The organism is Streptomyces albidus (ex Kaewkla and Franco 2022) (assembly GCF_013870515.1).
GTDB classification, from domain to species: domain Bacteria; phylum Actinomycetota; class Actinomycetes; order Streptomycetales; family Streptomycetaceae; genus Streptomyces; species Streptomyces albidus.
In genome coordinates this window covers 1-24472 of the sequence record NZ_JACBXA010000064.1, presented here as the reverse complement: position 1 = coordinate 24472, position 24472 = coordinate 1, and the positions used below count along the sequence as shown (strand labels likewise).

Below are 24472 nucleotides of genomic sequence, written 5' to 3'. Positions count from 1 at the left end.
TGGCCCGCCGGGCTCGGCGTTGTGACGCTCTGCCGCCGTCAGCGGCTGGGCCTCGTCTGGCAAGAGCACTCCTCGTTGGACCCCAGGTCGGACTGCCATGGTATCGACCCCGGTCGCACCCTCGCCCCCAGGCGCCGGGACAGGCACGACAAAGGCGGACACCCGGGTCTCCTGCGGAGAACGTACCGGGTGCCCGCCTTGTGCCGGTCCCTCGTCGTCAGACCGTGACCAACGCGTCCAGCTCGGCGTCCTTCAGGGCGGGCGCCAGACGCTCCCGGCCGCCGAGGAAGCCCAGCTCCATCAGCACCGCCAGGCCGACGACCTGGGCACCGGCCCGCCGGATCAGCTCGAGCGACGCCTCGGCGGTGCCGCCGGTGGCCAGCACGTCGTCGACGATCAGCACCCGGTCGTCGGAGCTGAGGTCCTCGGCGTGCACCTCCATCTCGGCGGTGCCGTACTCCAGCTCGTACTCCTGGCTGAGGGTGGCGCCCGGGAGCTTGCCGGCCTTGCGTACGGGGATGAAGCCCACGCCCGCGCGGACGGCCACGGGGGCGGCCAGGATGAAGCCGCGGGCCTCCAGGCCGACGACCTTGGTGGCACCGCGCTCCGCGCAGATCCGCGCGAGGGAGTCGGTGAGCACCGTGAAGGCCTCGGGGTCCGCCAGCAGCGGCGTGATGTCCTTGAACATCACGCCGGGCTTCGGGTAGTCCGCGATGTCACGGATGCGGCCGAGGAGCAGCTCCGACACCTCGGTGGAGACCGGGGCCGCTTCACTCATTCCGGTCACCTCGCTCACCTGCGCTTTCCGGACGGGCGGTTACGGCCGCGTCCACGCGAGGCGGGCTGGCGGCGCTGAACACGCGGGCCGACGACGCCCGTACCGGCACCCGCGGGGGTGCCCGGGTCGCTGCCGGGGCCGAAGTCGTGAGGTGCGTCCTGCGGCTCGTGGCCGACAGCGGCCCCGTGCTCGTCCTGATCGTCCTGGGCGCCTTCGCGGCCCTCGGACTTGAGGCGCTTGGCACGCACCCGCTTGGCCAGGGCCTTCATCTGCGGCTCGCGCTCCTTGAGGTCCGCCACGAGCGGCGTGGCGATGAAGATCGAGGAGTACGCCCCGGCGGCGAGGCCGACGAAGAGCGACAGCGCGATGTCGTTGAGCATGCCGCCGCCGAGCAGGCCGCCGCCGATGAAGAGCAGGCCGGCGACCGGCATCAGCGCCACCACGGTGGTGTTGATGGAACGCACCAGCGTGGAGTTGATGCTGCGGTTGGCGATCTCGCTGTAGGTGTACCGCGTCTGCTTGGTGGCGTTCCGGCTGCCGTCTCTCAGACCGTCGAAGACGACGACGGTGTCGTAGAGCGAGTAGCCGAGAATGGTCAGAAGACCGATCACCGTGCCCGGTGTGACCTCGAAGCCGACGAGCGAATAGATGCCGACGGTGATGGTGATGTCGTGGATCAGCGCGATGAGGGCGGCGAGTGCCATACGCCACTCGAAGGCGATGGCGAGATAGATCACCACGAGGACCATGAAGATCCCCAGACCCAGCCAGGCCTTGTTGGCGATCTGCTCACCCCAACTCGGCCCGACGAGCTGCGTGTCGACCTGGTTGGCGTCGACCTTGAGCTCGTCCGCGAGGGTCTCCTTGACCTCGGTGGACTTGGCGGTGTCCAGGCCGGCGATCTGGATGCGCATTCCGCCGTTGCCCAGCTTCTGGACGATGGCGGTGCGTCCGGAGGTCTTCTCCGCGATCTCTGTGGCGTGCGGGACGGAGGCCGAGGTGCTGGGCGTGGTGAGGACCGCGCCGCCCTGGAACTCGATGCCCATGTTCAGACCGCGCACCGCGAGTCCGACGATCGCTGTGATCGTGATGAGGATGGAGACGCCGTACCAGAACTTCCGCTTGCCGACGAAGTCGTAGCCGACCTCGCCGCGGTAGAGCCGGGCACCGATATTGCCGAGTCGCGACATCTCATGCCTCCTTCGGATCGGTGCTGACGACGGACGAGCGGCGGCCGCGGCGCAACGGCGGCTGGGCACCGAGGCGGGTCGGGTCGAGACCGGACCACGGGTGGCCGCTGGCGAAGAACTTCCCGCGTGCCAGCAGAGCCATCAGCGGCTTGGTGAAGAAGAACACCACGACCACGTCCAGCAGGGTGGTCAGGCCCAGCGTGAACGCGAAGCCCTGCACCTTTCCGACGGTGACGATGAAGAGCACCGCGGCGGCCAGGAACGAGACGAAGTCGGAGACGAGGATGGTGCGCCGGGCACGCGGCCAGGCCCTCTCGACCGCGGGCCGCAGCGTGCGGCCCTCGCGGACTTCGTCACGGATGCGTTCGAAGTAGACGATGAAGGAGTCGGCCGTGATGCCGATGGCGACGATGGCGCCGCACACGGCCGGCAGGTTCAGCGCGAAGCCGATGGCCGGGCCGAGCAACGACATCAGCGTGTACGTCAGTACGGCCGAGACGAGCAGGCTGAGGATCGCGATCAAGGACAACCCGCGGTAGTACGCGACGAGATAGATGATCACGAGGGCGAGGCCGATGGCACCCGCGATGAGACCCGCCTCCAGCTGATCACTTCCGAGGGCCGCGGTCACCGTGGTGACGTCCGACTCCTCGAAGGTGAGCGGAAGCGCGCCGTAGGAGAGGATGTTGCCCAGCTCCTCGGCGGACTCCTGCGTGAAGCTGCCGGAGATCTCGGCGTTGGAGGTCAGCCGCTGGCTCACCGAGGGAGCGGAGACGACCTCGCCGTCCAGCGCGATGGCGAACTGGTTCTGCGGCTGCTGCTTCTTGGCCAGCTCGCCGGTGGTGTCGCCGAAGTCACCGGACCCCTTGTCGTCGAACGACATGGTGACGATCCACTGACCGCGCTGCTGGTCGAACTGGGCCTTGGCGTCGGTGACGTTCTTGCCGTCGACGCCCACCGGGCCGAGTACGTACTTGATCTTCTCGCGGGAGTCACACGCGACGATCGGGTCGCCGGGCTTGGTGTTGGCGGCCGCCTCACTCGCCTTCGCCCGCTGCTCCTTGGTGTTGCACTGGAGCTTCTGGAGCTTCTTCGCCAGGTCCGCCGGCACACCCGGAGGCTGCTGTTGCTGCGGCGGAGCGGGCGGAGGGGTGGTCTTCTCGGGCTTGGGTGACGGCTTGTCGTCGGCCGGGGCGGCCTTGAGGCCGTCGCTCACGGCACGGCCCTGGTTGTCCTGCCCGCTCTGCTCACCCTTCTCGCCGGCCTTGTCACCGGACTTGGAGGGAGAGGGCGAAGGCTGGGGCGGCTTGGGCTGCTTGGTGGTCGGCGCGTACGTCAGCACCGGGCGGAAGGCCAGCTTGGCGGTGGTCCCCACCTGCTCGCGGGCCTGCTTCTCGTTGGTCCCACGCGGGATGTTGGCGATGATGTGCCGGTCACCCTGGGTCTGGACCTCGGCCTCGGAGACGCCCAGACCGTTCACACGCCGCTCGATGATGCCCACGGCGGTGTTCATGTTGGTCTGGTTGATCGCGTTGGGCTTGCCCGGCTGGTTCTTGGCCTCGAGCGTGATGCTCGTACCGCCCGCGAGGTCGATGCCCAATCGGGGCGTGGTGTGGCCGGAGATGAACATACCCCCGGTCAGGCCCACCATGACCAGCAGGATCAGAATCAGCGAGCGCCATGGTTTCCCGTGCGCCCCCGGGCTCCTGCGGCCTTTCTTCGGTGCTGCCACCTTCTCGTTCTCCTGTCCCAACCGCCAGTGCCGGCCCAGGAGTTGAGTCGGGCCGCCACGCGGCGCACAAAGTGGTCTGCGGACATGCTCCGCCGCCGGGCCCGGTCGGTGACCCGGCGGCGCCGACCTTACTCCGAGTCGGAGTCGCCCTTACGCTTGGTGTCCTTCGACGGCTCGTCGCCCTCGGCCGCGGACTCCTTGGCGTCCGCCTTGGCGCTCTTGGCGTCGGCGGTCGCACCGGTGTCGGCGTCGCCCTCGGAGGCGGTCTTGCCGAAGTCCACCTTCGAGTCCTCGTCGGACTCGTCGTCCGAGGTCAGGGAGGAGGCGTCGTCGGGCACGACGGCCTCGCCGAGCTCGAGGTCGTCCGGCGTGGCATTCACGATCCGGTCGAACTCCTCGGGCTCCAGGACGGCGCCGACGGCGTTCTTGGCGTAAAGGGCGTGCGTCCCCGGGGCCACCTCTAGGAGGACCGTGTCGTCGCGGATCTCCTTGACGGTGGCATACATACCGCCGATGGTCCGGACGCCGGTGCCGGGGTGCATGGCGTCACGCATCTTTGCCGCCTGACGCTGCTTGTTCTTGGCGGACCGGGTCATCAGGAACATTGCCCCGATGAGCACGATGAAAGGGAGGAGAGTAACGATATTCACGGCGGGGAGTGTCCTTCGCACGACCGCGTCTCAGCGGCCTGGATTTCGGGGTGGGCGCGCCGCCCGTAAGGAACGACGTCGGCGGAGTCTAAGCGAGCCCTCGCCAATGGAACAACGTCAAGCATGGCACTGGGGTTCCTGACCCCACGAGTATCCGCGCCGTCACTCTCCGAACAGTCCCTGTTGTCCCGTTCTGCCCGTTGACGACGCCTGGTTCTGCGGACGTGCGAGGCCCATGTGGTCCCATGCGGCGGGTGTGGCGACGCGGCCGCGGGGCGTGCGGGCGAGCAGGCCCTCGCGTACGAGGAACGGCTCGGCCACCTCCTCGACCGTCTCACGCTCCTCCCCCACCGCGACGGACAGCGTGGAGAGCCCGACGGGGCCGCCGCCGAACAGCTTGAGCAGGGCGCCGAGAACGGCGCGGTCGAGCCTGTCCAGGCCTCGCTCGTCGACCTCGTAGACCCTCAGGGCACGAGAGGCGATGTCACGGTTGATCACTCCGTCCGCCTTGACCTGCGCGTAGTCCCGCACGCGGCGCAGCAGGCGGTTGGCGATGCGAGGCGTGCCACGGGAGCGGCCTGCGATCTCGGTGGCGCCCTCTGCGTCCGTGTCGACCTCCAACAGCCGGGCCGAGCGGTGAATCACCTGCTCCAACTCGCCCGGTTCGTAGAACTCCATGTGCGCGGTGAAGCCGAACCGGTCGCGCAGCGGCGGGGGCAGAAGCCCGGCGCGAGTGGTGGCGCCGACGAGGGTGAACGGAGGCAGCTCCAGCGGAATCGCCGTGGCTCCAGGGCCCTTTCCCACGATCACGTCGACGCGGAAGTCCTCCATGGCCATGTAGAGCATCTCTTCGGCGGGCCTGGACATCCGGTGGATCTCGTCGAGGAAGAGGACTTCACCCTCCTGGAGCGAGGAGAGGATCGCCGCGAGGTCGCCCGCGTGCTGGATGGCCGGCCCGGAGGTGATGCGGATGGGAGCCGCCATCTCGGCGGCGATGATCATCGAAAGGGTCGTCTTGCCGAGCCCCGGCGCCCCGGACAGCAGGACGTGGTCGGCGGTCCCGTTGCGCTGGCGGGCGGCCTTGAGGACGAGGTCGAGCTGCTCCCGAACCTTCGACTGGCCGATGAACTCGCTCAGTTCCTTGGGCCGCAGAGCCGCCTCGACGGCGCTCTCCTCGCTGTCGGCCTCGGCGCCGACGAGGCGGTCGACGCTGTCGTCCGCCATGTCGTCGGTGTACTCGTCCCTGCTCATGACGCCTGCCTCTGCGTGTCCCTGTGCTCTGCTCGTTCGCTCTGTGATTCACCCCGTGAGGGGCGCACCACGCGGCTCACCGCGCCCGGTTCAGCGTCTGCAGGGCGGAGCGCAGCAGTTGAGGTACGGGCGGTTCGGTGCCGGACGCCGCCGCTGCCTCGGCCTGGGGGGCGACGGCCGTGACCGCCTCGTCGGCCTCGCGCGTGGCATAGCCCAACCCGACGAGCGCGGAGTGCAGTTGACCTCGCCAGCCGCCGCCTCCGGGGGAGCCGGGACTCTGCCCGGGAAGATGGGCGCCGGAGGAGAGCGGTTCGCCGAGGCGGTCCTTCAACTCCAGCAGAAGCTTCTGCGCGCCCTTCTTCCCGATGCCGGACACGGCGGTGAGCGCCTTCTCGTCTCCGGTCGCGACGGCGAGCCGCAGCGCGTCCGGCGAGTGGACCGCGAGCATCGCCTGCGCGAGCCGCGGGCCGACGCCGCTCGCCGTCTGCAACAACTCGAAGGTCTGCCTGGCGTCTTCGTCCTCGAAGCCGTAGAGAGTCAGTGAGTCCTCTCGGACGACGAGGGAGGTGGCGAGCTTGGCGTGCCTGCCGACGCGCAGTTGAGCGAGGGTGCCCGGCGTGCACTGCACGGCCATGCCCACTCCGCCGACCTCGAGGACCGCGGCATCCGGGGCGAGAGCGGCGACGGGGCCGGAGACGAACGCGATCATCGTGCGGTGCCTTTCGGGGGGCGACGGGCGGCATCCACGGCTGCGGCTGCGGCAGTTCGGGCGGGTGTGTGCCGGGCGTGCGCCTGCTGGAGGCGGTTGAGCCGCTGCTGCACGGGAGCGCGCCAGATGTGGCAGATGGCGAGGGCCAGCGCGTCCGCTGCGTCGGCGGGGCGGGGTGGCGCGTCGAGCCGGAGAAGCCTCGTGACCATGGTGCCGACCTGCGCCTTCTCGGCGCGCCCTGTGCCGGTCACGGCGGCCTTGACCTCGCTGGGGGTGTGCAGCGCGACGGGCAGCCCCCGGCGTGCGGCGCAGAGCATCGCGACCGCGCTGGCCTGGGCGGTGCCCATGACCGTACGGACGTTGTGCTGGCTGAACACCCGCTCGACGGCGACGGCTTCGGGACGGTAGGCGTCAAGCCACTCCTCGACGCCCTGCTCGATGAGGACGAGGCGCTGGGCGATCTCGGCGTCCGACGGTGTACGCACGACGCCTACGGCCACCATCTTCAGCGGCCGGCCGGCGACGCCCTCGACGACACCGATACCGCAGCGGGTCAGCCCCGGGTCGACACCGAGAACACGCACCCTGGTCCTCCTCGTCCGACTCGGAACTCCGACAGTTCCCGCAGGTTATCGGTCGGCACCGACAACTCCACGAGGCCGTACCGGGGCGGGCGCACGAAGCACCGGAATTCACAGCGGCGGCGGCTCCGCAGCCACCGCCGCGCGTCGGACCAGGACGTCGACAGCCGGTTGACGTCCCGTCAGGCGTCGACCTTCGCCATGACCTCGTCGGTGACGTCGAAGTTGGCGAAGACGTTCTGTACGTCGTCGCTGTCCTCGAGGGCGTCGATCAACTTGAAGATCTTTCGGGCCCCTTCCTCCTCGAGCGGCACCTGCACGCTGGGAAGGAAGTTGTTGTCGGCCGACTCGTAGTCGATGCCGGCGTCGACCAATGCCGTGCGGACCGGGACGAGGTCGGTGGCCTCGCTGATGACCTCGAAGTTCTCACCCAGGTCGTTGACTTCCTCCGCGCCCGCTTCCAGGACGGCTGCCAGCACGTCGTCCTCGGCGAGGCCGTCGTCGCCCTTGGGGACGATCACGACGCCCTTGCGGTTGAAGAGGTAGGAGACGGAGCCCGGGTCGGCCATGGAGCCGCCGTTGCGGGTCATGGCGACGCGCACGTCGGAGGCGGCGCGGTTGCGGTTGTCCGTCAGGCACTCGATGAGCACGGCCACGCCGTTGGGCCCGTAGCCCTCGTACATGATCGTCTCGTAGTCGGCGCCGCCCGCTTCGAGCCCGGCACCGCGCTTGACCGCGCTGTCGATGTTCTTGTTGGGGACCGAGCTCTTCTTCGCCTTCTGGATGGCGTCGTAGAGGGTCGGGTTGCCCTCGGGGTCGGCGCCGCCCGTACGGGCCGCAACCTCGATGTTCTTGATCAGTTTGGCGAAGAGTTTGCCGCGCTTGGCATCGATCACGGCCTTCTTGTGCTTGGTGGTTGCCCACTTAGAGTGGCCGGACACAGCCTCGCTCCTTCAACGTCACCGACAAAGCCAACTCGGAGATCCTACCGCCAGGCACACGGCTCTCCGACCGCCCGGCACCGTGGGCCTCTCCCTTGCCGATCCCCGCCCGGCAGGCGCACACCGCTACGCTGTGTGGTCAGCCGAGCGCGCTGCGCACCATCTCCACGAAGAGCGCGTGCACGCGGTGGTCGCCTGTGAGTTCGGGGTGGAACGAGGTCGACAGAAGGCCGTCCTGGCGGACCGCGACGGGATGCCCGTCGTAGACCGCCAGCGTCTCGACCCGGGCGCCGGTGGACTCCACCCACGGAGCCCTGATGAAGACACCCTCGACGGGGCCGCCCTCCACTCCGGTCACCGCGAGCGGCGCCTCGAACGACTCGTTCTGCCGTCCGAAGGCGTTGCGCCGCACGATCATGTCGATGCCTCCGACCGTCTCCTGACCCGAACGCGGGTCGAGGATCTTGTCGGCGAGCATGATCATGCCCGCGCAGGAGCCGTATGCCGGCATGCCCGCCCGTACGCGCTCGCGCAGCGGCTCCATCAGCCCGAAGGCGATGGCCAGCTTCGAGATCGTGGTCGACTCGCCGCCCGGGATGATCAGGCCGTCGACCGCGGCGAGTTCCTCGGGGCGGCGCACGGCGCGTGCCTCGGCACCCGCCGCGTCCAGCGCGGCGAAGTGCTCGCGGACATCGCCCTGCAGGGCGAGGACGCCGACAGTGGGAGTGCTCACGGGCAGATGCCTCTCATACGGGTCTTGCTGTGCGGCGGACTGCCGCCTGCGGTCGGGCTGTCACGCGCGCGGCGGTGCGGCCCGCCGCGCGCGTGGCAGTCACCAGCCGCGTGACGCGTAGCGCTCACCCTCGGGGAGGGTGTCGCAGTTGATGCCCACCATGGCCTCTCCGAGACCACGCGAGGCATCGGCGATGATCTTCGGGTCGTCGAAGAAGGTGGTGGCCTTCACGATGGCCGCGGCGCGCTTGGCCGGGTCACCGGACTTGAAGATGCCCGAGCCCACGAAGACGCCCTCCGCGCCGAGTTGACGCATGAGCGCCGCGTCGGCAGGGGTCGCGACGCCGCCGGCGGAGAAGAGGACGACGGGCAGCTTGCCCAGCGCGGCGACCTCCTTCACCAGCTCGTAGGGGGCGCGCAGCTCCTTGGCCGCCGCGTACAGCTCGTGGCTGTCCAGCGCCCTGAGCTTGCCGATCTCGCCCTTGATCTGACGCATGTGGCGCACGGCCTCGACGATGTTGCCGGTGCCGGCCTCGCCCTTGGAGCGGATCATGGCCGCGCCCTCGGCGATGCGGCGCAGTGCCTCACCGAGGTTGGTCGCACCGCACACGAAGGGTGTGGTGAAGCCGAACTTGTCGCTGTGGTTGACCTCGTCGGCCGGGGTGAGGACCTCGGACTCGTCGATGTAGTCCACGCCGAGAGCCTGCAGGATCTGCGCCTCGACGAAGTGGCCGATGCGGGACTTGGCCATGACGGGGATGGAGACGGCCTCGATGATCCCCTCGATCATGTCCGGGTCGGACATGCGGGCGACGCCGCCGTCCTGACGGATGTCGGCGGGGACCCGCTCCAGAGCCATGACCGCGACGGCGCCGGCGTCCTCGGCGATCTTCGCCTGCTCGGGCGTCACGACATCCATGATCACGCCGCCCTTGAGCTGTTCGGCCATGCCGCGCTTGACGCGCGCGGTGCCGGTCTCGGGAGCCTGGACGGACGTGGCGGAGGACTCGGATGACGGGGTGGACACGCTATGACCTCACTCGACGGGAAAAGTTACGACAGGACCATGGTAGGTCCGCTGAATACACGGTCACCGAAAGGGGTGGCCTTGGAAAAGGGCCAATTCCGCTCCAGTGGCCTGGACGTCGGAGCCACTCGGCGCCGGGCAGGCCGCGGCCGCACACCGCCCGTCGCGGTCCCCCGTCCGCGGGCCGCACCTGCCCAACGTGCTTACTGAGGGGCCCCGTTGCCCCGGTCGGCCAGCGCCGGCGGCGGTTCGTCGTCCATCTCGAAGGCCAGCGGGAAGGGCGCATAGCCCGCCAATCGCAGCCAGCGCACGGTGCGGTGGCGGCGCAGGGCGCGTGCGGCCCGTACGGCGTCGTTGTGGAAACGCCGCGCCATGGGCACCCGCCGGACGGCCCCGGCCAGTTCGACCGCGGCGTCCTCGCCACCCGGCGCCGCCCGCACGGCGTCGACCTGCGCGCTCTCGTCGAAGACGGCACGCAGCGCCTGGCTCAGCTCGCTCTCGGCGACCTCGCGCTGATCCTCCTCCGCCTGCCGTGCGTCGTGAGCCGCCTGGTACAGGACGATCGACGCAGCGGGATCCAGCAGCCCCGCGGTCGCCAGTTCCTGCGCGATCGAGGCGCGGCGCAGCAACTGCGCGTCCAGCGCGGCCTTCGCGGCGTCGATACGGGCGTGCAGACGGTCCAGCCGTCCGGCGGTCCAGCTGAGATAGACGCCGATCAGCAGCACGGCGACGGCGATCAGGATCCAGGTGGTCAGGTCGGGCATCGCTACGCCGCTCTCCCTCGGTCCTCGTCCTCAGCGGTCCTCGGTGGTCCCGTCCCGGACGTGACGTGCATGACGGACGTGACAGGCATGACTCGACAACTCCCGCCCGCGGCTTCAGTCACGGGCGAAGCCGAGGCGGGCACGCAGCCCGATGCGCTCGTCGGGGGCGACGGACGCGGCGCCGTCCGCGACGGTCTCGTACACGGCGAGGACGTCGGCACCGACGGTGGACCAGTCGAAGCGCCGCACATGGCGGCTGCCGTACGCACGCAGCTGCTCCCGCCGTTCCGGGTCGCCCAGCAGCTGTACGGCCGCGTCTGCGAGGGCGTCCGCGTCCTCGTTGGCGAACAGTTCGCCCGCCTCTCCCCCGTCCAGCACCTGCGCGAACGCGTCCAGGTCACTGGCGAGTACGGGCGCACCCGAGGACATCGCCTCGACCAGGATGATGCCGAAGGACTCGCCGCCGGTGTTGGGCGCCACGTACAGGTCGACGCTGCGCAGCATGCGCGCCTTGTCCTCGTCGCTGATCATGCCGAGGAACTCGACCTGTCCGCGCATCCGCACGGGCAGCGACTCCACGGCCTCCTTCTCGTCACCCCGGCCCGCCACCAGCAGGCGTGTGCCGGGCCGCTCCTCGAGGATTCGCGGGAGGGCCTTCATCAGAACGGGAAGTCCCTTGCGGGGCTCGTCGATCCGTCCGATGAACCCGATCGTGCCGCCCTGCCACTCGGCCTTGGGCTCGGCACCGGCGAAGAAGTCCACGTCGACGCCGTTGGGAATGACGACGGCGTCACCGCCGAGGTGCTCGACCAGGGTGCGGCGCGCGTACTCGCTCACCGCTATCCGCGCGCTGATCTTCTCCAGCGCCGGCTGCAGGATCGGATACGCGGCGATCATCGCCCGGGAGCGGGGGTTGGAGGTGTGGAAGGTGGCGACGATCGGGCCTTGGGCCGCCCAGCAGGTGAGCAGGGCGAGGGAGGGCGTGGCGGGTTCGTGGATGTGCAGCACGTCGAAGCGCCCGTCGTGCACCCAGCGCCGCACCCGGGCGGCCGAGAGGAAGCCGAAGTTGAGCCTGGCGACCGAGCCGTTGTAGGGCACCGGGACGGCACGGCCCGCGGAGACGACGTACGGCGGCAGCGGGGTCTCGTCGTCGGACGGCGCCAGGACGGACACCTCGTGGCCGAGCCGGATCAGGTGCTGTGCCAGGTCACGGATGTGGAACTGGACGCCGCCGGGCACGTCCCAGGAGTACGGGCAGACGATCCCGATCCTCATGCGTCCCGTTCCTCCTTGGCCGTCCCGTTCCCGGGAGCATCCCCCGAGCCCGCGGGCCGCGCGTCCAGATCGGAGAGCCAGAGCCGCTGCAGCATGTGCCAGTCCTGCGGATGTTCGGCGATGCCGGCGGCGAAGGCGTCCGCCACGGCCTGGGTCATCACCGCCGCCTTCTCCTGGCGGGTGCCCTCCGCGGGCGTCTCGACCGGCGGATACACGCGGCCCCTCAGCCTGGGGGGCTCGTCGTACCAGAGCGTCACCGGCAGCAGCAGCGCTCCCGTCTGCTGGGCCAGCAGCGCCGGACCGGCGGGCATCCGCGTACGTTCACCGAAGAAGTCCACCTCGACGCCGGAGGCGGAAAGGTCGCGGTCGGCCACCAGGCAGGCGAGTCCGCCGTCGCGGAGGCGGCGCGCGAGGGTGCCGAATGCGGCACCTCCGGAGTGCGGCAGGACCTCCATGCCCAGGCTCTCGCGGTAGGCGACGAAGCGGTCGAAGAGCGACTCGGGCTTGAGGCGTTCGACGACCGTGCTGAAGGGCGTCTTGAGCCCGGTGGTGACGTACGCGCCCGCCAGGTCCCAGTTGGCCAGGTGCGGCAGAGCGAGGATGACGCCGCGGTCGGATGCGATGCCGTCGGTCAGCAGGTGCTCGTTCTCGATGTGCACGCTCTCGCGGATGTGCCGCTCGCTGTACGAGGGCAGCCGGAAGGACTCCATCCAGTAGCGCAGGTACGAGCGCATCCCGTCCCGTGAGAGCTCGCTGAGGCGCTCCGGGGAGGCGTCGGGCACGACACGCGCGAGGTTCGCCTCCAGCTGCCGTACGCCCTTTCCACGCCGCTTCCAGGCGGTGTCGGCGATGCGCCGTCCCAGCGCGGCCGCCGCGGGCTCGGGGAGCTTGCGGACGCCGGCCCAGCCCAGTCCGTACAGGGAGTCCGTCAGCGCCTCACGAGCCGTGCTCACGCTGTCCCCGTCCCTTCCGCCTCGGCGGCTTCGGCGGCCTCCCGCCTGATGGTGACCACGCGCTGGCCGAGCGTGACGATGCTGCCGAGTGCGACCACCCACAGGGCGATGGGCAGCAGGATCCCGATGTGCGGGACGCCGAAGGCCGTGAAACCGGACAGGCCCGCGAGAACAAGGGTGATCACGAGCCTCTCGGCGCGTTCGACCAGGCCGTTGACGTTCACCGGGAGGCCGATGGCCTCACCGCGCGCCTTGGTGTAGGAGACGACCTGGCCGCTGGCGAGGCAGAAGATCGTGACGCCGCACATCAGGACGCTGTCACCGCCGCCCGCGTACCACAGCGCGATGCCGCCGAAGACGGCCGCGTCCGCGACCCGGTCCAGCGTGGAGTCGAGAAAGGCGCCCCATCGGCTCGAACGCCCGAGCTGCCGCGCCATGTTGCCGTCGACGAGGTCGGAGAAGACGAACAGCGTGATGACGACGGTGCCCCAGAAGAAGTGACCCGTCGGGTAGAAGACCAGTGCCCCCGCGACCACCCCGCCCGTGCCGATCAGGGTGACCGTGTCGGGACTCACTCCCAGGCGCAGCAGCAGCGCGGCGAAGGGTGTGAGGACACGCGTGAAGAACGCACGCGCGTACTTGTTCAGCATGATCGTCCCGGAAGATCGACGGAGAATCCCGGCGGCGGGTACGGCCTCCGGCGGGCCCATCGTAGCCAGCCTCCGCCGGGCCGCCGTCAACGGATGCCCCCCTTGAGGGCACAGTCGTCCGTTGACGGCGGGCCCTACGTATGGACGCGTGCTGGGAGCGGTGGAAAGCTCGAAGGACCGTGCTTTTTCGCGACGGAGCCAGAAGGTGTCGACCGGAAGGCGGGACACATGGGCGACAAGGCGAGCACACATCCCGGAGCCGCCGGCAGAGCAGCGGCGGCCGACCATCCCTCCGCCCTGCGGAACGTGGTTCTGGTCGGCCACAGCGGTTCGGGAAAGACCACCCTCGTAGAAGCACTCGCACTGGCCTCCGGGGCGGTGAAGAGGGCCGGCAGGGTGGAGGACGGGGGCACCCTCTCCGACTACGACGAGATGGAGCACCGCCAGCAACGTTCGGTGCAGCTCTCCCTGGTCCCGGTGGAGTGGGGCGGAGTTCGGATCAATGTGCTGGACACCCCCGGATACGCCGACTTCGTCGGGGAGTTGAGGGCCGGTCTGCGAGCAGCGGACGCGGCCCTCTTCGTCGTCTCGGCGGCGGACGGGGTGGACGGGGCGACCCGTCTGGTCTGGGACGAGTGCGCAGCGGTCGGGATGCCGAGGGCGATCGTGGTGACCCATCTCGACGCCGCACGCGCCGACTTCGAGGAGATGGTGTCGGTCTGCCAGCAGACCTTCGGCGGTGACGACCCCGACGCGGTCATCCCGCTCTACCTCCCGCTGCGCGGCGCGGAGGGCTCCGACGGCCACGCGCCCGTCGAAGGGCTCATCGGACTGCTCTCGCAGCGGATATTCGACTACTCCTCCGGCACCCGCACCGAGCGCGACCCGGACCCGGAACACCTGCCGCTGATCAAGGAGTCCAGGAACCGGCTCATCGAGGGGATCATCGCCGAGAGCGAGGACGAGACCCTCATGGACCGCTACCTCGAGGACGGCGACTGCGACATCAAGACGCTGATCGCCGACCTGGAGAAGGCCGTGGCGCGCGGCGTCTTCCACCCCGTACTGGCCGCGGCCCCGGCCGCCGAGGGCGGCCGTCACGGCCTCGGCACCGTCGAGTTGCTGGAGCTGATCACCGGCGGCTTCCCCACGCCCCTGGAGCGTGAGGTCCCCGCGGTGACCACACCGGAGGGCAGGGCCCGCCCCGCCCTGACCTGCGACCCGGACGGACCGCTGGCCGCCGAGGTCGTCAAGACGTCCTCCGACCCGTACGTGGGCCGGATTTCGCTCGTTCGTGTCTTCTCAGGGACCCTGCGCCCCGATGAGACGGTCCACGTCTCGGGCCACGGCCTGGAGGACCGCGGCCACGAGGACCACGACGTGGACGAGCGGATCGGAGCCCTCTCGGCACCCTTCGGCAAGCAGCAGCGACCGCTGTCCAAGGCGGTCGCCGGCGACCTGGCGTGCGTCGCGAAGCTGAGCCGCGCGGAGACCGGCGACACCCTTTCCGCGAAGGACGATCCGCTGCTGATGGAGCCGTGGGTGATGCCGGACCCGCTGCTGCCCGTCGCCATCGAGGCGCACAGCAAGGCGGACGAGGACAAGCTCTCCCACGGCCTGTCCCGGCTGGTCGCCGAGGATCCCACGATGCGTCTCGAACAGAACCCCGACACCCACCAGTTGGTGCTGTGGTGCCTGGGCGAGGCGCACATGGGCGTGGCTCTGGAGCGGCTGCGCAGCCGTTACGGCGTCAACGTCGATTCCGTACCGCACCTGGTCTCGCTGCGGGAGACGTTCGCGGAGGAGACGAGCGGGCGCGGGCGGCACGTCAAACAGTCCGGCGGGCACGGGCAGTTCGCGATCTGCGAGATCACCGTCGAGCCCCTGCCGGGCGGTTCGGGCATCGAATTCGTCGACAAGGTCGTGGGCGGCGCCGTACCACGCCAGTTCATCCCGTCCGTGGAGAAGGGCGTGCGGGCGCAAGCCGAGAAGGGCGTCGCCGCGGGGTACCCGCTCGTGGACTTCCGGGTGACCCTGCACGACGGCAAGGCCCACTCGGTCGACTCCTCCGACGCCGCCTTCCAGATGGCGGGGGCGCTCGCGCTGCGCGAGTGCGCGGCGAAGGCGCGCATCCATCTGCTGGAGCCCGTCGCGGAGTTGAAGGTGACGGTGTCGGACGAGTACGTCGGATCGGTCATGAGTGACCTCTCCGGCCGTCGCGGCAAGGTCTCCGGCACCGAGCAGGCCTCCGAAGGGCTGACGCTCGTACGTGCCCTGATCCCGGAGATCGAGATCAGCCGGTACGCGGTCGAGTTGCGGTCGCTCTCCCACGGGACGGGGCGGTTCGCACGCGAGTACGCCTGTCACGAGCCGATGCCTCAGCAGCTGTCGGGCAAGATCCTGGAAGCGGCCCGGAACGGCGGCTGATCAGGGCTACGCTGGGGAAAGACGCGTGAAGAGGTGTGCCGACCACGGCAGTTGGGAAAATGCCGTGGTCGGCACAGAACGTGAGCAGCGGCAGCAGATGCACGGGCGCGCAGCGTCCGGCCGCCCTCTCACGCGCAGGGGCGAGGCATAGCGAGGTGGGGGCTCAGTGGCCGGGTTCGACGATTTCGAGGGGATCGAGGCCGCGTCCGACTTCAGTCCGGGCGCACAGGTCCCGTTGTCCGGCGCGGGCGGCCAGACGGCGGCCACCCACGCCCTGGCCTCGGCTGCGTACCGGGACAGCCCGATGACGGGCCTCATCGAGGCCAACGACGCCGCGAAGGTGAAGAAGCCGAAGCTCTCCCTCTTCGAACCGAATCTGGGCGAGGCCTTCTCACGCGCAGTGCAGGTGCGGCTGCTGGGCGGCGCGCGCAAGGCGCTCATCCAGTCCTTCGGCACCGAGCCGCAGACCGTGGTGGAGCACTGCCTGGCGGCGACGCGGATCCGCAAGGACCGGGACACCCGGCTGACCGTCATCATGGCGATCTTCGGCGTGCTCTTCCTTCCCGGCACCCTGCTGTGGCTGCTGGCGTTCCAGCTGCGCCGGGCCCTCGCCGGTTCGCAGAACAAGCGGGTGGGGGCCTTCGGCGTAGCGGCGATGGTCGCGCTGGGCGGCCTGGCGATCCTGTTCATGCTCAAGCTGCCCTTCACCGGCCTGCTCGCCGTCTATCTGCGCGCCATGTTCATCGCGCCCATCGTCGGCTGGCTCTGGGCGAAGCAGGTGAGTGAGCGCTCGGCCAAGCTGCTGCGGGCGCAGTGGGAGCAGCTCCTCGGCGGTGGCGGAGTGGGCGCGAAGATCCCCGAGGCGGTGCCGCAGGACCCGGGCGACGCCGGTGCCGAACGCATCCGGCTGGGCCTTGCCAAGCTCACCGCCGAGCAGGCCAGCAACCTCGTCTACTACGCGGGCCCCAAGGGCATACTCGGCATGGGCACGCGCTGGGGCAGCTGGCAGCTCGCCGAGGAGCTCGTCCCGAAGGACCCCGACGCCGACATCAACCCCTTCCGCAGCTGGGACGTCGTGCGGGCGATCCACGACCAGCTGCGCATGCTGGAGCGCGGCCCGCTGCACACCGGCGGTTTCCCCAAGCCCTCCATCCGCCACTGGATCGTCTCCCCCATCGGCGAAGGCGCCAAGGAGGTCACGCGTCCCGAGGGCCAGGAGGTCGAGGGCTTCCGCATCAAGGACTTCGAGATACAGCGCATCTGCAACGAGCAGCAGTTCGGCAGCGGCAACCGGCACTACCTGGGTGTGCAGTTCGTCCTCTGGGACGGCCAGTTGGTGATCACTCTGCTGATCACCGTGACGGTGCTGCACCACACGCTGCGCATCGAGGTCACGGGGCACGCGCTCGGCCCGGTGCATCCGCTCTTCACGACGAAGCCCAAGGCGAAGACGAAGGAGGTCTCCAAGAGCGTGAAGTTCTGGGAGACCAAGGAGGTTTCGCAGCCGCTGGTGGAGGCCCCGGAGGTGGTGCGGCTCGCCGCCCGAGCCCCCTTCACCTGGTTCCCGCCGGTGCTGGACTTCCTGGGCGGCAAGCTCACGCTGCCGGAGCCGTTCGGGCTGCGGCACGCCTGGGCGGACAAGCCCTGGCGGCACCGCTTCATGGCGGACGACGCCCTGCGGGCGGCCACCCCGGTGCTGCGCGTGGTGCATGCGGCGGCGCTGCGCGTGCTGGACGAGAACGGCTGCAACACCGCTCAGTTCGGCGCCCGGTCCCTCATCCTCAGCGGCCTCGTCCAGGGCGCGGAGCCGACGAAGGCCGACGCCTACGACGCGTGACGCGGTCAGGACGCGTCCGATGGTCGAGGGCGCGTCCGGCGCTTTGCCCTAGGGTGTCTCCGCCCAGGCGGCGGCCAGCATCTCGCGCGTTTCCGCGAGGAGTTGGGGCAGCACGCGCGTGTGGCCGACGACGGGCATGAAGTTGGTGTCGCCACCCCACCGCGGCACGACGTGCTGGTGCAGGTGGGCCGCGATGCCGGCGCCCGCGACGGACCCCTGGTTCATGCCCATGTTGAAGCCCTGCGCCCCTGACGCGGCGCGCAGCGTGGCCATCGCACGCTTGGTGAACTCCGCCAGTTCCACGGTCTCTTCCGCGGTCAGGTTCGTGTAGTCGGCGACGTGCCGGAACGGCACGACCATGAGGTGCCCGCCGTTGTACGGATAGAGGTTGAGCACCGCGTACACGTGCTCCCCGCGGGCGAGGATGAGCCCGTCCTCGTCGCTCTTCGCCGGAATGGTGCAGAAGGGGCAGCCGTCCTCGGCGCCTGGCCCGCTGGGCTTGTTCTCGCCCTGGATGTAGGCCATGCGGTGCGGTGTCCACAGGCGTTGGAACGCATCCGGCGTCCCGACCCCGATCTGCTGTTCCGGCTCGCTCGTCATGCGGGCCAGCATAAGACTTCCCAGGTACGGGACCGGGCCCCAGGGTGACCCCGGGGCCCGGCTCTCGCCCACTCGTGGCCGGCCGCACCGGCGACGGGCCGTCCCGCTGCTACACGCGGCGCTCCACGGCGTCCAGCAGCTCCGCGACGGCCTCGTTCTGCGGTACGCCGTTCCGCTGGGTGCCGTCCCGGTAGCGGAAGGAGACCGCGCCGGCCGACACGTCCTCGTCCCCCGCGATGATCATGAAGGGGACCTTGGCCTTCTGCGCGTTGCGGATCTTCTTCTGCATGCGGTCCGAGGAGGAGTCGACCTCGATGCGCAGGCCCTTCTTCTTCGCCTCGGCGGCGAACTCCTCCAGATACGGCACATGCGTGTCACCGATCGGGATGCCCACTGCCTGCACCGGCGCGAGCCACGCCGGGAACGCGCCCGCGTAGTGCTCCAGCAGCACCGCGAAGAAGCGCTCGATCGACCCGAACAGAGCGCGGTGCAGCATCACAGGCTGCTGACGTGAACCGTCGGCCGCCGTGTACTCCAGACCGAACCGCTTGGGCTGCTGGAAGTCCACCTGGAGCGTGGACATCTGCCAGGTACGGCCGATGGCGTCCTTGGCCTGTACGGAGATCTTCGGCCCGTAGTACGCGGCGCCGCCCGGGTCCATCACGAGCTCCAGGCCCTGCTTGCCGGCCGCCTCCCGCAGCGTCTCGGTGGCTTCCTCCCACTCGGCGGGCTCGCCGATGAACTTGGGGTTGCCCTCCTCGCGGGTGGAGAGCTCCAGGTAGAAGTCGTTCAGGCCGTAGTCCCGCAGCAGGTTCAGCACGAAGGTGAGCAGGCTGTCCAGCTCGTCGGCCATCTGCTCCTTGGTGCAGTAGATGTGCGAGTCGTCCTGGGTGAAGCCGCGGGCCCGGGTCAGGCCGTGCACGACGCCCGACTTCTCGTAGCGGTAGACCGTGCCGAACTCGAAGAGCCGCATGGGCAGTTCGCGGTAGGACCGGCCCCGCGCCTTGAAGATCAGGTTGTGCATCGGGCAGTTCATGGCCTTGAGGCGGTAGTTCTGCCCGTCGAACTCCAAGGGCGGGAACATCGATTCCGAGTAGTTCGGCAGGTGCCCCGAGGTCTCGAACAACCCCTCCTTGGAGATGTGCGGGGTGTTGACGAACTCGTACCCCGACTCCTCATGCCGCCGCCGCGAGTAGTCCTCCATCACCTTGCGCACGACGCCGCCCTTGGGATGGAAGACGGCCAGCCCCGACCCGAGTTCCTCGGGAATGGAGAACAGGTCGAGCTCCGCGCCGAGCTTGCGGTGGTCGCGCTTCTCCGCCTCGGCGAGGAATTCCAGGTGCGCCTTCAGCTCGTCCTTGGTCGGCCAGGCGGTGCCGTAGATGCGCTGCAGCTGCTTGTTCTTCTCGCTGCCGCGCCAGTACGCGGCAGCGCTGCGCATCAGCTTGAAGGCGGGGATGGCCCTGGTCGTCGGCAGGTGAGGACCGCGGCACAGGTCCTTCCAGCACAGCTCACCGGACTTGGCGTCCAGGTTGTCGTAGATGGTCAGTTCACCGGCGCCGACCTCTGCCGAAGCGCCCTCGGCGGCCTCTGCCGCCGAACCCTTCAGACCGATCAGCTCCAGCTTGTACGGCTCGTCGGCCAGCTCGTCGCGTGCGTCCTCGTCGGAGGTGACCCGGCGCGAGAAGCGCTGCCCCTGCTTCTGGATCTGCTGCATCTTCTTCTCGATGAGCTTGAGATCGTCGGGGGTGAAGGGCTCGGGCACGTCGAAGTCGTAGTAGAAGCCGTCGCGGATGGGCGGGCCGATGCCGAGCTTGGCCTGGGGGAAGAGCTCCTGCACCGCCTGCGCCATGACGTGCGCGGTGGAGTGGCGCAGGATGTCGAGACCGTCCTGGCTGGACAGCTCGACCGGCTCGACCTCGTCGCCGTCGGCGACCTCGTAGGCCAAGTCCTTCAGCTGCCCCGACACACGCGCGGCGACGACGGAACGCTCACCCTCGAAGAGAGCGCCGGCCGTCGTGCCCGTAGTCACCACGCGCTCTTCCCGCTCGGAATCGCGTTGGATGATCACACGGACATCGGTCACCGGTCTCTCCTGACTCTCACTTCGATGCGCTGACGAACGTCGGGCGCAGCTGGAATCGTACCGAGAGCACGCCCCGCTCCGCGAAACGGTTATGAACGCGTCACCCCCGGTGCGCCCACTTCGTGCCGTGCGGATTCTGCTGCGGACAACCGGGATTGGCCGGTCGCACAGTGCGGTATCAGCCGCTGGGGCGCAGTGACGGACGGGAGTGGTGCCATGACGCCGTGGTGCGAGGGACCGCTCAGCGCACTGGCGGTGCGCTCCGGGAGCCCGGAGCCGGAGCCGGGCGCCGAGCAGCACCGGGACGCCGAATCCGACCGGCTCACGGCCGCCGCACTCGTCACCCAGCAGGCGCCGCACGCGCCCGTCGAGGTACGAAGCTGGACGGTGCGTGAGGGCTCCTCCGCCGGCCCCGTCGTCCACGCCTTGGCGCGCGCGCTGACCGGTGGCCCCGCCGGCGGCAGACCGCTGGCCGTCGCCCACGCTCCCTACGATCTGACGCTGCTGGACCGGGAGTTGAGACGCCTCAGGCACACGACCCTCGCCGCGTGTCTCGGCACCCGCAGCCTCTGCGTCCTGGACCCGGTGCTCCTCGACCGCCGCCTGAACCGGACAGGTGCTCCCTCGGACCACGGCACTCTCGGGCGGCTCTGCGATCACTACGGCGTATCGCCGGCACCCGTCGCCGCCGGCCCGCCGGAGGACGACGCGGTCGCCTCGCTCGCACTCGTGCGGGCCCTCGGCCGCCACTACGCCCCGCAGTTGGCGGGGCTCAGCCCGTACGCGCTCCACACTCTCCAGGCCGTCTGGTACGCCGCCGCGGCTCGCGGTCACGCCGCGTGGTTCGCCTCGTCCGGTACGCCCGGCAGGGTCGACCGGACGTGGCCGCTGCGTCCCACGGCGGCCTGAACCGGCCCCGAAAAGCCGGGAGGCCGGTCCGTCAGATGACGGACCGGCCTCCTGCGCACGTGGGCGATACTGGGTTCGAACCAGTGACCTCTTCGGTGTGAACGAAGCGCTCTTCCGCTGAGCTAATCGCCCGCTCCTCGGCACGGCAGAACCATACCGTGCCGCTCAGTCATCATCCAAACCCCTTCGCAGCCACCGCCGTAGCCCCCGCTCCCCCGCGCGCATCATCAGTGCGTGGTTGGCACGGAAGAAGGGACTCGCAGCCGGAATCAGCATCCGCATCAGCGGCTTGCGGACCTCCACCTGCTGCTCGTACACGGCGGTCGTCACCCGGCGCCCGTCTTCCGCCGTCACGGTCCACCGGGCCCAGCCCTCCACATCGCCTGAGATCTCCAGCTCCAGCACCCCCGCGTCGGGATCCCGCCGGAGCGCACGCCCGGTGATCCACAAGTCGTAAGGGAGGACGGACCGGATGCGCGCCTCCCCCTGCGTCTCCTCCAGCTCGCGCACTTCCCGCACTTGGGGCCACCAGGCGGGGTAGTCCCCGGCACGCTCCAGCACGTCGAAGACCTCGCCGGGCGTCGCGGAGAGCTGCCAGAGGCTGCGGAAGTGGAAGCGGTAACGGCTGGAGGTCATCGGGCACTCCTCAAATCCCTTGCCGACGCCGGGCCCTGTCCGCCGGTGTGACGTCCCCGGCCTCCGCATCCAACCACTCCGACTGTCCGCCGAACGGGAATGCGCTTACGCCAGCCGTGCCGGGACACGAGTCGCCGGTCACCGAATTCCGGTGTTCCGTCGGCAGATTGGTGACGGCAAAGCCATCGGAAAGCCTCGTAGCGGAGGGTCATCATCCTCTTTTCGACGGGAGCCGGAATGCCCCGCGAAGTGAATTCCCGCCGCGTGTCCGCTCCGAGGGAGAAACACGAGTCGAAGTCATAAGAAAGCCGGGGCCCGCAGACTGAAAGCCTGCGGGCCCCGGCAGAAGGTGGGCGATACTGGGTTCGAACCAGTGACCTCTTCGGTGTGAACGAAGCGCTCTTCCGCTGAGCTAATCGCCCGCTGCGCGCACAAGATTAGCGCATGTCAGCGGGTGCTCATGACCGCTCTCGCCCTCATCGGCGCTGGAGTTGCGCCTTGCGCTCCCTGCGCTCCAGACGCTTGACCTTGAGCCAGTGCGTCCACTCCCGCACCTGTCGCTTCGTCCAGCGAAGCACTCGCTGGGCCCAGGGGAACTCGGTCGCCCACAGCCCGATGCCCGCGAAGATGATCAGCCAGCCCGGGCCCGGCAGCGGAAGCAGCACGACGCCGCCGGCCACGACCGCCAGCCCGAGAACGAAGATCACGACCCGCCAGCTCAGGTGCAGCGGCCGTGACGCCTTGATGAACCTCGGGGCCCGTGACCCCAATGGCTTCTCATCACTCTCTGCATACATAACAACCAACGTAACCGATCTCCGGGCCGTCACCGGAATAGCCGTACTCGCAAAAACGCGACACGCCATTTCAAGGGCCGCAATACCCGCAAAACGGTCAGAGGGGTTTACAACCGACGAGTACGTGGCATGTCGATTGCGCCGACGTGCGAACCCCCGAGCGCACACTGAGCGAAAGGCCCTGGCGCTTATGAACACCACGGTCAGCTGCGAGCTGCACCTGCGCCTCGTTGTTTCGAGCGAGTCATCACTGCCGGTACCCGCGGGGCTGCGGTACGACACGGCCGATCCCTATGCCGTCCACGCCACCTTCCACACCGGCGCCGAGGAGACCGTCGAGTGGGTCTTCGCTCGCGACCTCCTCGCCGAGGGCCTGCACAGGCCCACAGGCACCGGTGACGTCCGCGTCTGGCCGTCCAGGAGTCACGGTCAGGGTGTGGTCTGCATCGCCCTCAGCTCTCCCGAGGGCGAGGCTCTGCTCGAGGCCCCGGCGCGGGCACTGGAGTCCTTCCTCAAGCGAACCGACGCGGCAGTGCCACCCGGCACCGAGCACCGACACTTCGACCTCGACACAGAGCTCTCCCACATTCTCGCGGAGAGCTGAGACCGCAGTACTGCGCAGCCGTCCGACTCGGGGCGACGGCTGCGCGCTCCTCCGGCCTGCACGGCACGAACGACGCCGTCACTGCCGGGCCTCCCGTCATCAGCGGAGGCCCCGGCGGTGGCGGCGTCGTCGTGCGCCTCACGGGTTAGTCTCTGCCCACCGGACCCCGCAGGGCAGACCCCGAGGAGCGACCCGTGCAGATCAATCACGACACCCGGTGCGCGCTCGACGACGTGGTCGACCTCCTCAACACCGCCGCCGACGGCGAGCAGCCCGACCGGCTCGTCTCGGTCTCGGACCTCGGTGCGTACGTGGAGCGGGTCACCCTCAGCGGCGTCGGAGCCCTCACCGAGCAAGATCTGAGCGCCGTGCGGTCGGTACGGGAGCGCTTCGCACAGGTCTTCGCCGCCGACGAGGACCGAGAGGCAGCCGAGCTGGTCAACGCGCTCGTGGCCGAGGCCGGTACGACTCCGCAGCTGACGGACCACGACGGCTACGACTGGCACGTGCACTACTTCGCCCCCGGTGCCTCCGCCGCCCACCACCTCGCCGCGGACGGCGGCATGGCGCTGGCCTTCATCATCGTCTCCGGGGAGCGGGACAGGCTGCGCAGGTGCGGTGCTCCCGACTGCGGGCGCGCGTTCATCGATCTCTCGCGCAACCGTTCACGGCGCTACTGCGACAGCCGTACCTGCGGTAACCGCCTGCACGTCGCGGCCTACCGGGCGCGGCAGCGGGAGTCCGCGGAGACGGCGCGCGGCTGAGAGGCGCGCCGCGCGGACCACTGCGGGGTCGCAGCGGCCGGCTCCTCACGGCAGGGAGAGGTCGTACGCGCCGGTGACGGCGAGCAGGACCGCGATCACTGCCAGGAACAGCATGAGCGGCGGCTGGGACAGGGCGTAGAGGCAGCCCTTCGGTTTCACGAACTGCACCTCGGGCAGCTCGTGGACCTCGGGCAGGACCGGAACGGGGACGGGCGGAGCGGTCGCTGCGGGCGCTGAGAGCGGCTCGGCGAGCTCGGCCGGGGAGTTCGGCGTCATGTCCATCTCGCGGTGATGATGACGCAGCCCGCACCGGAAGGAGACTCAACACGCCCACGACGCGGTGGAGTTCGTGAGTACTCCTGGTACCCGTGCGGCGGACGTGATAAATGCGGCCGGTGGTGCGCGGCTGCCGTGTGCGCTGGTGGTGCGTCAGATGCCGTGCTTCTTGAGGATGGCCTCGATGTCGGAGAAGTCTTCATCTCCGCCGCCGGACGCGGGCCTCTTGCCCTGCCCGGTGGACGATCAGCGGCCCGGCGAGTCGCGGCAGAGCTCCTCCGGGATGCCGCGCGTCTCGATGAG

The 24472-nt window shown here is 69.6% G+C and carries 23 protein-coding genes, 2 tRNA genes and 1 pseudogene; 5 read left to right on the top strand and 21 right to left on the bottom strand.

Going from position 1 to position 24472, the window contains the following annotated elements:
• Window positions 1-217 precede the first annotated feature (217 nt).
• The 14 genes from H5J26_RS12865 to pgsA all read right to left on the bottom strand — a co-directional run bounded on the left by H5J26_RS12865 (window position 218) and on the right by pgsA (window position 13233).
• Entirely contained in the window at window positions 218-778 is a 561-nt protein-coding gene (locus tag H5J26_RS12865) for an adenine phosphoribosyltransferase (protein ID WP_181765952.1), read from the bottom strand.
• 14 nt (window positions 779-792) lie between these two features.
• Window positions 793-1968 carry a protein translocase subunit SecF gene (gene secF / locus H5J26_RS12860; RefSeq protein WP_181765951.1) on the bottom strand — a complete coding sequence of 392 codons (1176 nt, stop codon included), beginning with the start codon at window positions 1966-1968 and terminating at the stop codon, window positions 793-795.
• Between the two features lies 1 nt (window position 1969).
• Complete coding sequence (secD, locus tag H5J26_RS12855) at window positions 1970-3700, bottom strand: protein translocase subunit SecD (protein ID WP_181765950.1); 1731 nt, start codon at window positions 3698-3700, stop codon at window positions 1970-1972.
• A gap of 128 nt (window positions 3701-3828) precedes the next feature.
• On the bottom strand, window positions 3829-4350 hold the full coding sequence (gene yajC / locus H5J26_RS12850; protein WP_181765949.1) for a preprotein translocase subunit YajC: 522 nt from the start codon (window positions 4348-4350) through the stop codon (window positions 3829-3831).
• A gap of 162 nt (window positions 4351-4512) precedes the next feature.
• Window positions 4513-5601, bottom strand: coding sequence for a Holliday junction branch migration DNA helicase RuvB (gene ruvB, locus H5J26_RS12845; RefSeq protein WP_181765948.1), 1089 nt, complete (start codon window positions 5599-5601; stop codon window positions 4513-4515).
• Between the two features lie 76 nt (window positions 5602-5677).
• Entirely contained in the window at window positions 5678-6310 is a 633-nt protein-coding gene (gene ruvA / locus H5J26_RS12840) for a Holliday junction branch migration protein RuvA (RefSeq protein ID WP_181765947.1), read from the bottom strand.
• Complete coding sequence (ruvC, locus tag H5J26_RS12835; protein ID WP_181765946.1) at window positions 6307-6894, bottom strand: crossover junction endodeoxyribonuclease RuvC; 588 nt, start codon at window positions 6892-6894, stop codon at window positions 6307-6309. Before ruvC ends, ruvA begins: the two co-directional genes overlap by 4 nt.
• Window positions 6895-7073: 179 nt before the next feature.
• Complete coding sequence (locus tag H5J26_RS12830) at window positions 7074-7832, bottom strand: YebC/PmpR family DNA-binding transcriptional regulator (protein WP_181765945.1); 759 nt, start codon at window positions 7830-7832, stop codon at window positions 7074-7076.
• Between the two features lie 139 nt (window positions 7833-7971).
• Window positions 7972-8565, bottom strand: coding sequence for a pyridoxal 5'-phosphate synthase glutaminase subunit PdxT (gene pdxT, locus H5J26_RS12825; protein WP_181765944.1), 594 nt, complete (start codon window positions 8563-8565; stop codon window positions 7972-7974).
• Window positions 8566-8664: 99 nt separating this feature from the next.
• Window positions 8665-9591: a pyridoxal 5'-phosphate synthase lyase subunit PdxS gene (pdxS, locus tag H5J26_RS12820; RefSeq protein WP_181765943.1), complete on the bottom strand. Its 927-nt coding sequence runs from the start codon at window positions 9589-9591 to the stop codon at window positions 8665-8667.
• 203 nt (window positions 9592-9794) lie between these two features.
• Entirely contained in the window at window positions 9795-10355 is a 561-nt protein-coding gene (locus tag H5J26_RS12815) for a hypothetical protein (protein ID WP_181765942.1), read from the bottom strand.
• 114 nt (window positions 10356-10469) lie between these two features.
• Window positions 10470-11630: a glycosyltransferase family 4 protein gene (locus H5J26_RS12810; protein ID WP_181765941.1), complete on the bottom strand. Its 1161-nt coding sequence runs from the start codon at window positions 11628-11630 to the stop codon at window positions 10470-10472.
• Entirely contained in the window at window positions 11627-12583 is a 957-nt protein-coding gene (locus H5J26_RS12805; RefSeq protein ID WP_181765940.1) for a phosphatidylinositol mannoside acyltransferase, read from the bottom strand. The genes H5J26_RS12810 and H5J26_RS12805 overlap by 4 nt, the downstream gene beginning before the upstream one ends.
• The gene (gene pgsA, locus H5J26_RS12800; RefSeq protein WP_181765939.1) at window positions 12580-13233 is read right to left on the bottom strand and encodes a phosphatidylinositol phosphate synthase; all 654 of its coding nucleotides are present in this window, start codon (window positions 13231-13233) and stop codon (window positions 12580-12582) included. The genes H5J26_RS12805 and pgsA overlap by 4 nt, the downstream gene beginning before the upstream one ends.
• A gap of 228 nt (window positions 13234-13461) precedes the next feature.
• Between pgsA and H5J26_RS12795 the strand changes: the two genes are divergently transcribed.
• A complete protein-coding gene (locus H5J26_RS12795; protein WP_181765938.1) occupies window positions 13462-15660 on the top strand; it encodes an elongation factor G-like protein EF-G2 in 2199 nt (732 codons plus the stop codon).
• A gap of 166 nt (window positions 15661-15826) precedes the next feature.
• Window positions 15827-17497, top strand: a complete 1671-nt coding sequence (locus H5J26_RS12790) for a hypothetical protein (protein ID WP_181765937.1) — start codon at window positions 15827-15829, stop codon at window positions 17495-17497.
• A gap of 48 nt (window positions 17498-17545) precedes the next feature.
• Here H5J26_RS12790 and H5J26_RS12785 read toward each other — a convergent pair whose 3' ends face one another.
• Together H5J26_RS12785 and thrS are read right to left on the bottom strand one after the other, a co-directional pair.
• The gene (locus H5J26_RS12785) at window positions 17546-18109 is read right to left on the bottom strand and encodes an HIT family protein (protein WP_181765936.1); all 564 of its coding nucleotides are present in this window, start codon (window positions 18107-18109) and stop codon (window positions 17546-17548) included.
• A gap of 97 nt (window positions 18110-18206) precedes the next feature.
• Window positions 18207-20183, bottom strand: a complete 1977-nt coding sequence (gene thrS / locus H5J26_RS12780) for a threonine--tRNA ligase (protein WP_181765935.1) — start codon at window positions 20181-20183, stop codon at window positions 18207-18209.
• Window positions 20184-20399: 216 nt separating this feature from the next.
• On the opposite strand from thrS, the gene H5J26_RS12775 reads away from it, so the two are divergent.
• Window positions 20400-21092, top strand: a complete 693-nt coding sequence (locus H5J26_RS12775) for a 3'-5' exonuclease (RefSeq protein ID WP_181765934.1) — start codon at window positions 20400-20402, stop codon at window positions 21090-21092.
• A 60-nt stretch (window positions 21093-21152) separates the two neighbouring features.
• Here the strand turns inward: H5J26_RS12775 and H5J26_RS12770 are convergent.
• The 4 genes and pseudogenes from H5J26_RS12770 to H5J26_RS12755 all read right to left on the bottom strand — a co-directional run.
• Window positions 21153-21224, bottom strand: a tRNA-Val gene (locus H5J26_RS12770).
• A gap of 33 nt (window positions 21225-21257) precedes the next feature.
• Window positions 21258-21728 (bottom strand): SRPBCC family protein, encoded by a 471-nt coding sequence (locus H5J26_RS12765; protein ID WP_181765933.1) that lies wholly within the window; start codon window positions 21726-21728, stop codon window positions 21258-21260.
• Window positions 21729-22078: 350 nt separating this feature from the next.
• A tRNA-Val gene (locus H5J26_RS12760) sits at window positions 22079-22150 on the bottom strand.
• A gap of 84 nt (window positions 22151-22234) precedes the next feature.
• Window positions 22235-22525 (bottom strand): annotated as a pseudogene (locus H5J26_RS12755) (TIGR02611 family protein); the annotation flags it as partial.
• A gap of 190 nt (window positions 22526-22715) precedes the next feature.
• On the opposite strand from H5J26_RS12755, the gene H5J26_RS12750 reads away from it, so the two are divergent.
• A complete protein-coding gene (locus H5J26_RS12750) occupies window positions 22716-23129 on the top strand; it encodes an SsgA family sporulation/cell division regulator (RefSeq protein ID WP_003959770.1) in 414 nt (137 codons plus the stop codon).
• Between the two features lie 194 nt (window positions 23130-23323).
• Window positions 23324-23893, top strand: a complete 570-nt coding sequence (locus H5J26_RS12745) for a CGNR zinc finger domain-containing protein (protein ID WP_181765931.1) — start codon at window positions 23324-23326, stop codon at window positions 23891-23893.
• Between the two features lie 45 nt (window positions 23894-23938).
• Here H5J26_RS12745 and H5J26_RS12740 read toward each other — a convergent pair whose 3' ends face one another.
• Window positions 23939-24175: a hypothetical protein gene (locus H5J26_RS12740; protein ID WP_181765953.1), complete on the bottom strand. Its 237-nt coding sequence runs from the start codon at window positions 24173-24175 to the stop codon at window positions 23939-23941.
• Window positions 24176-24472 lie beyond the last annotated feature (297 nt).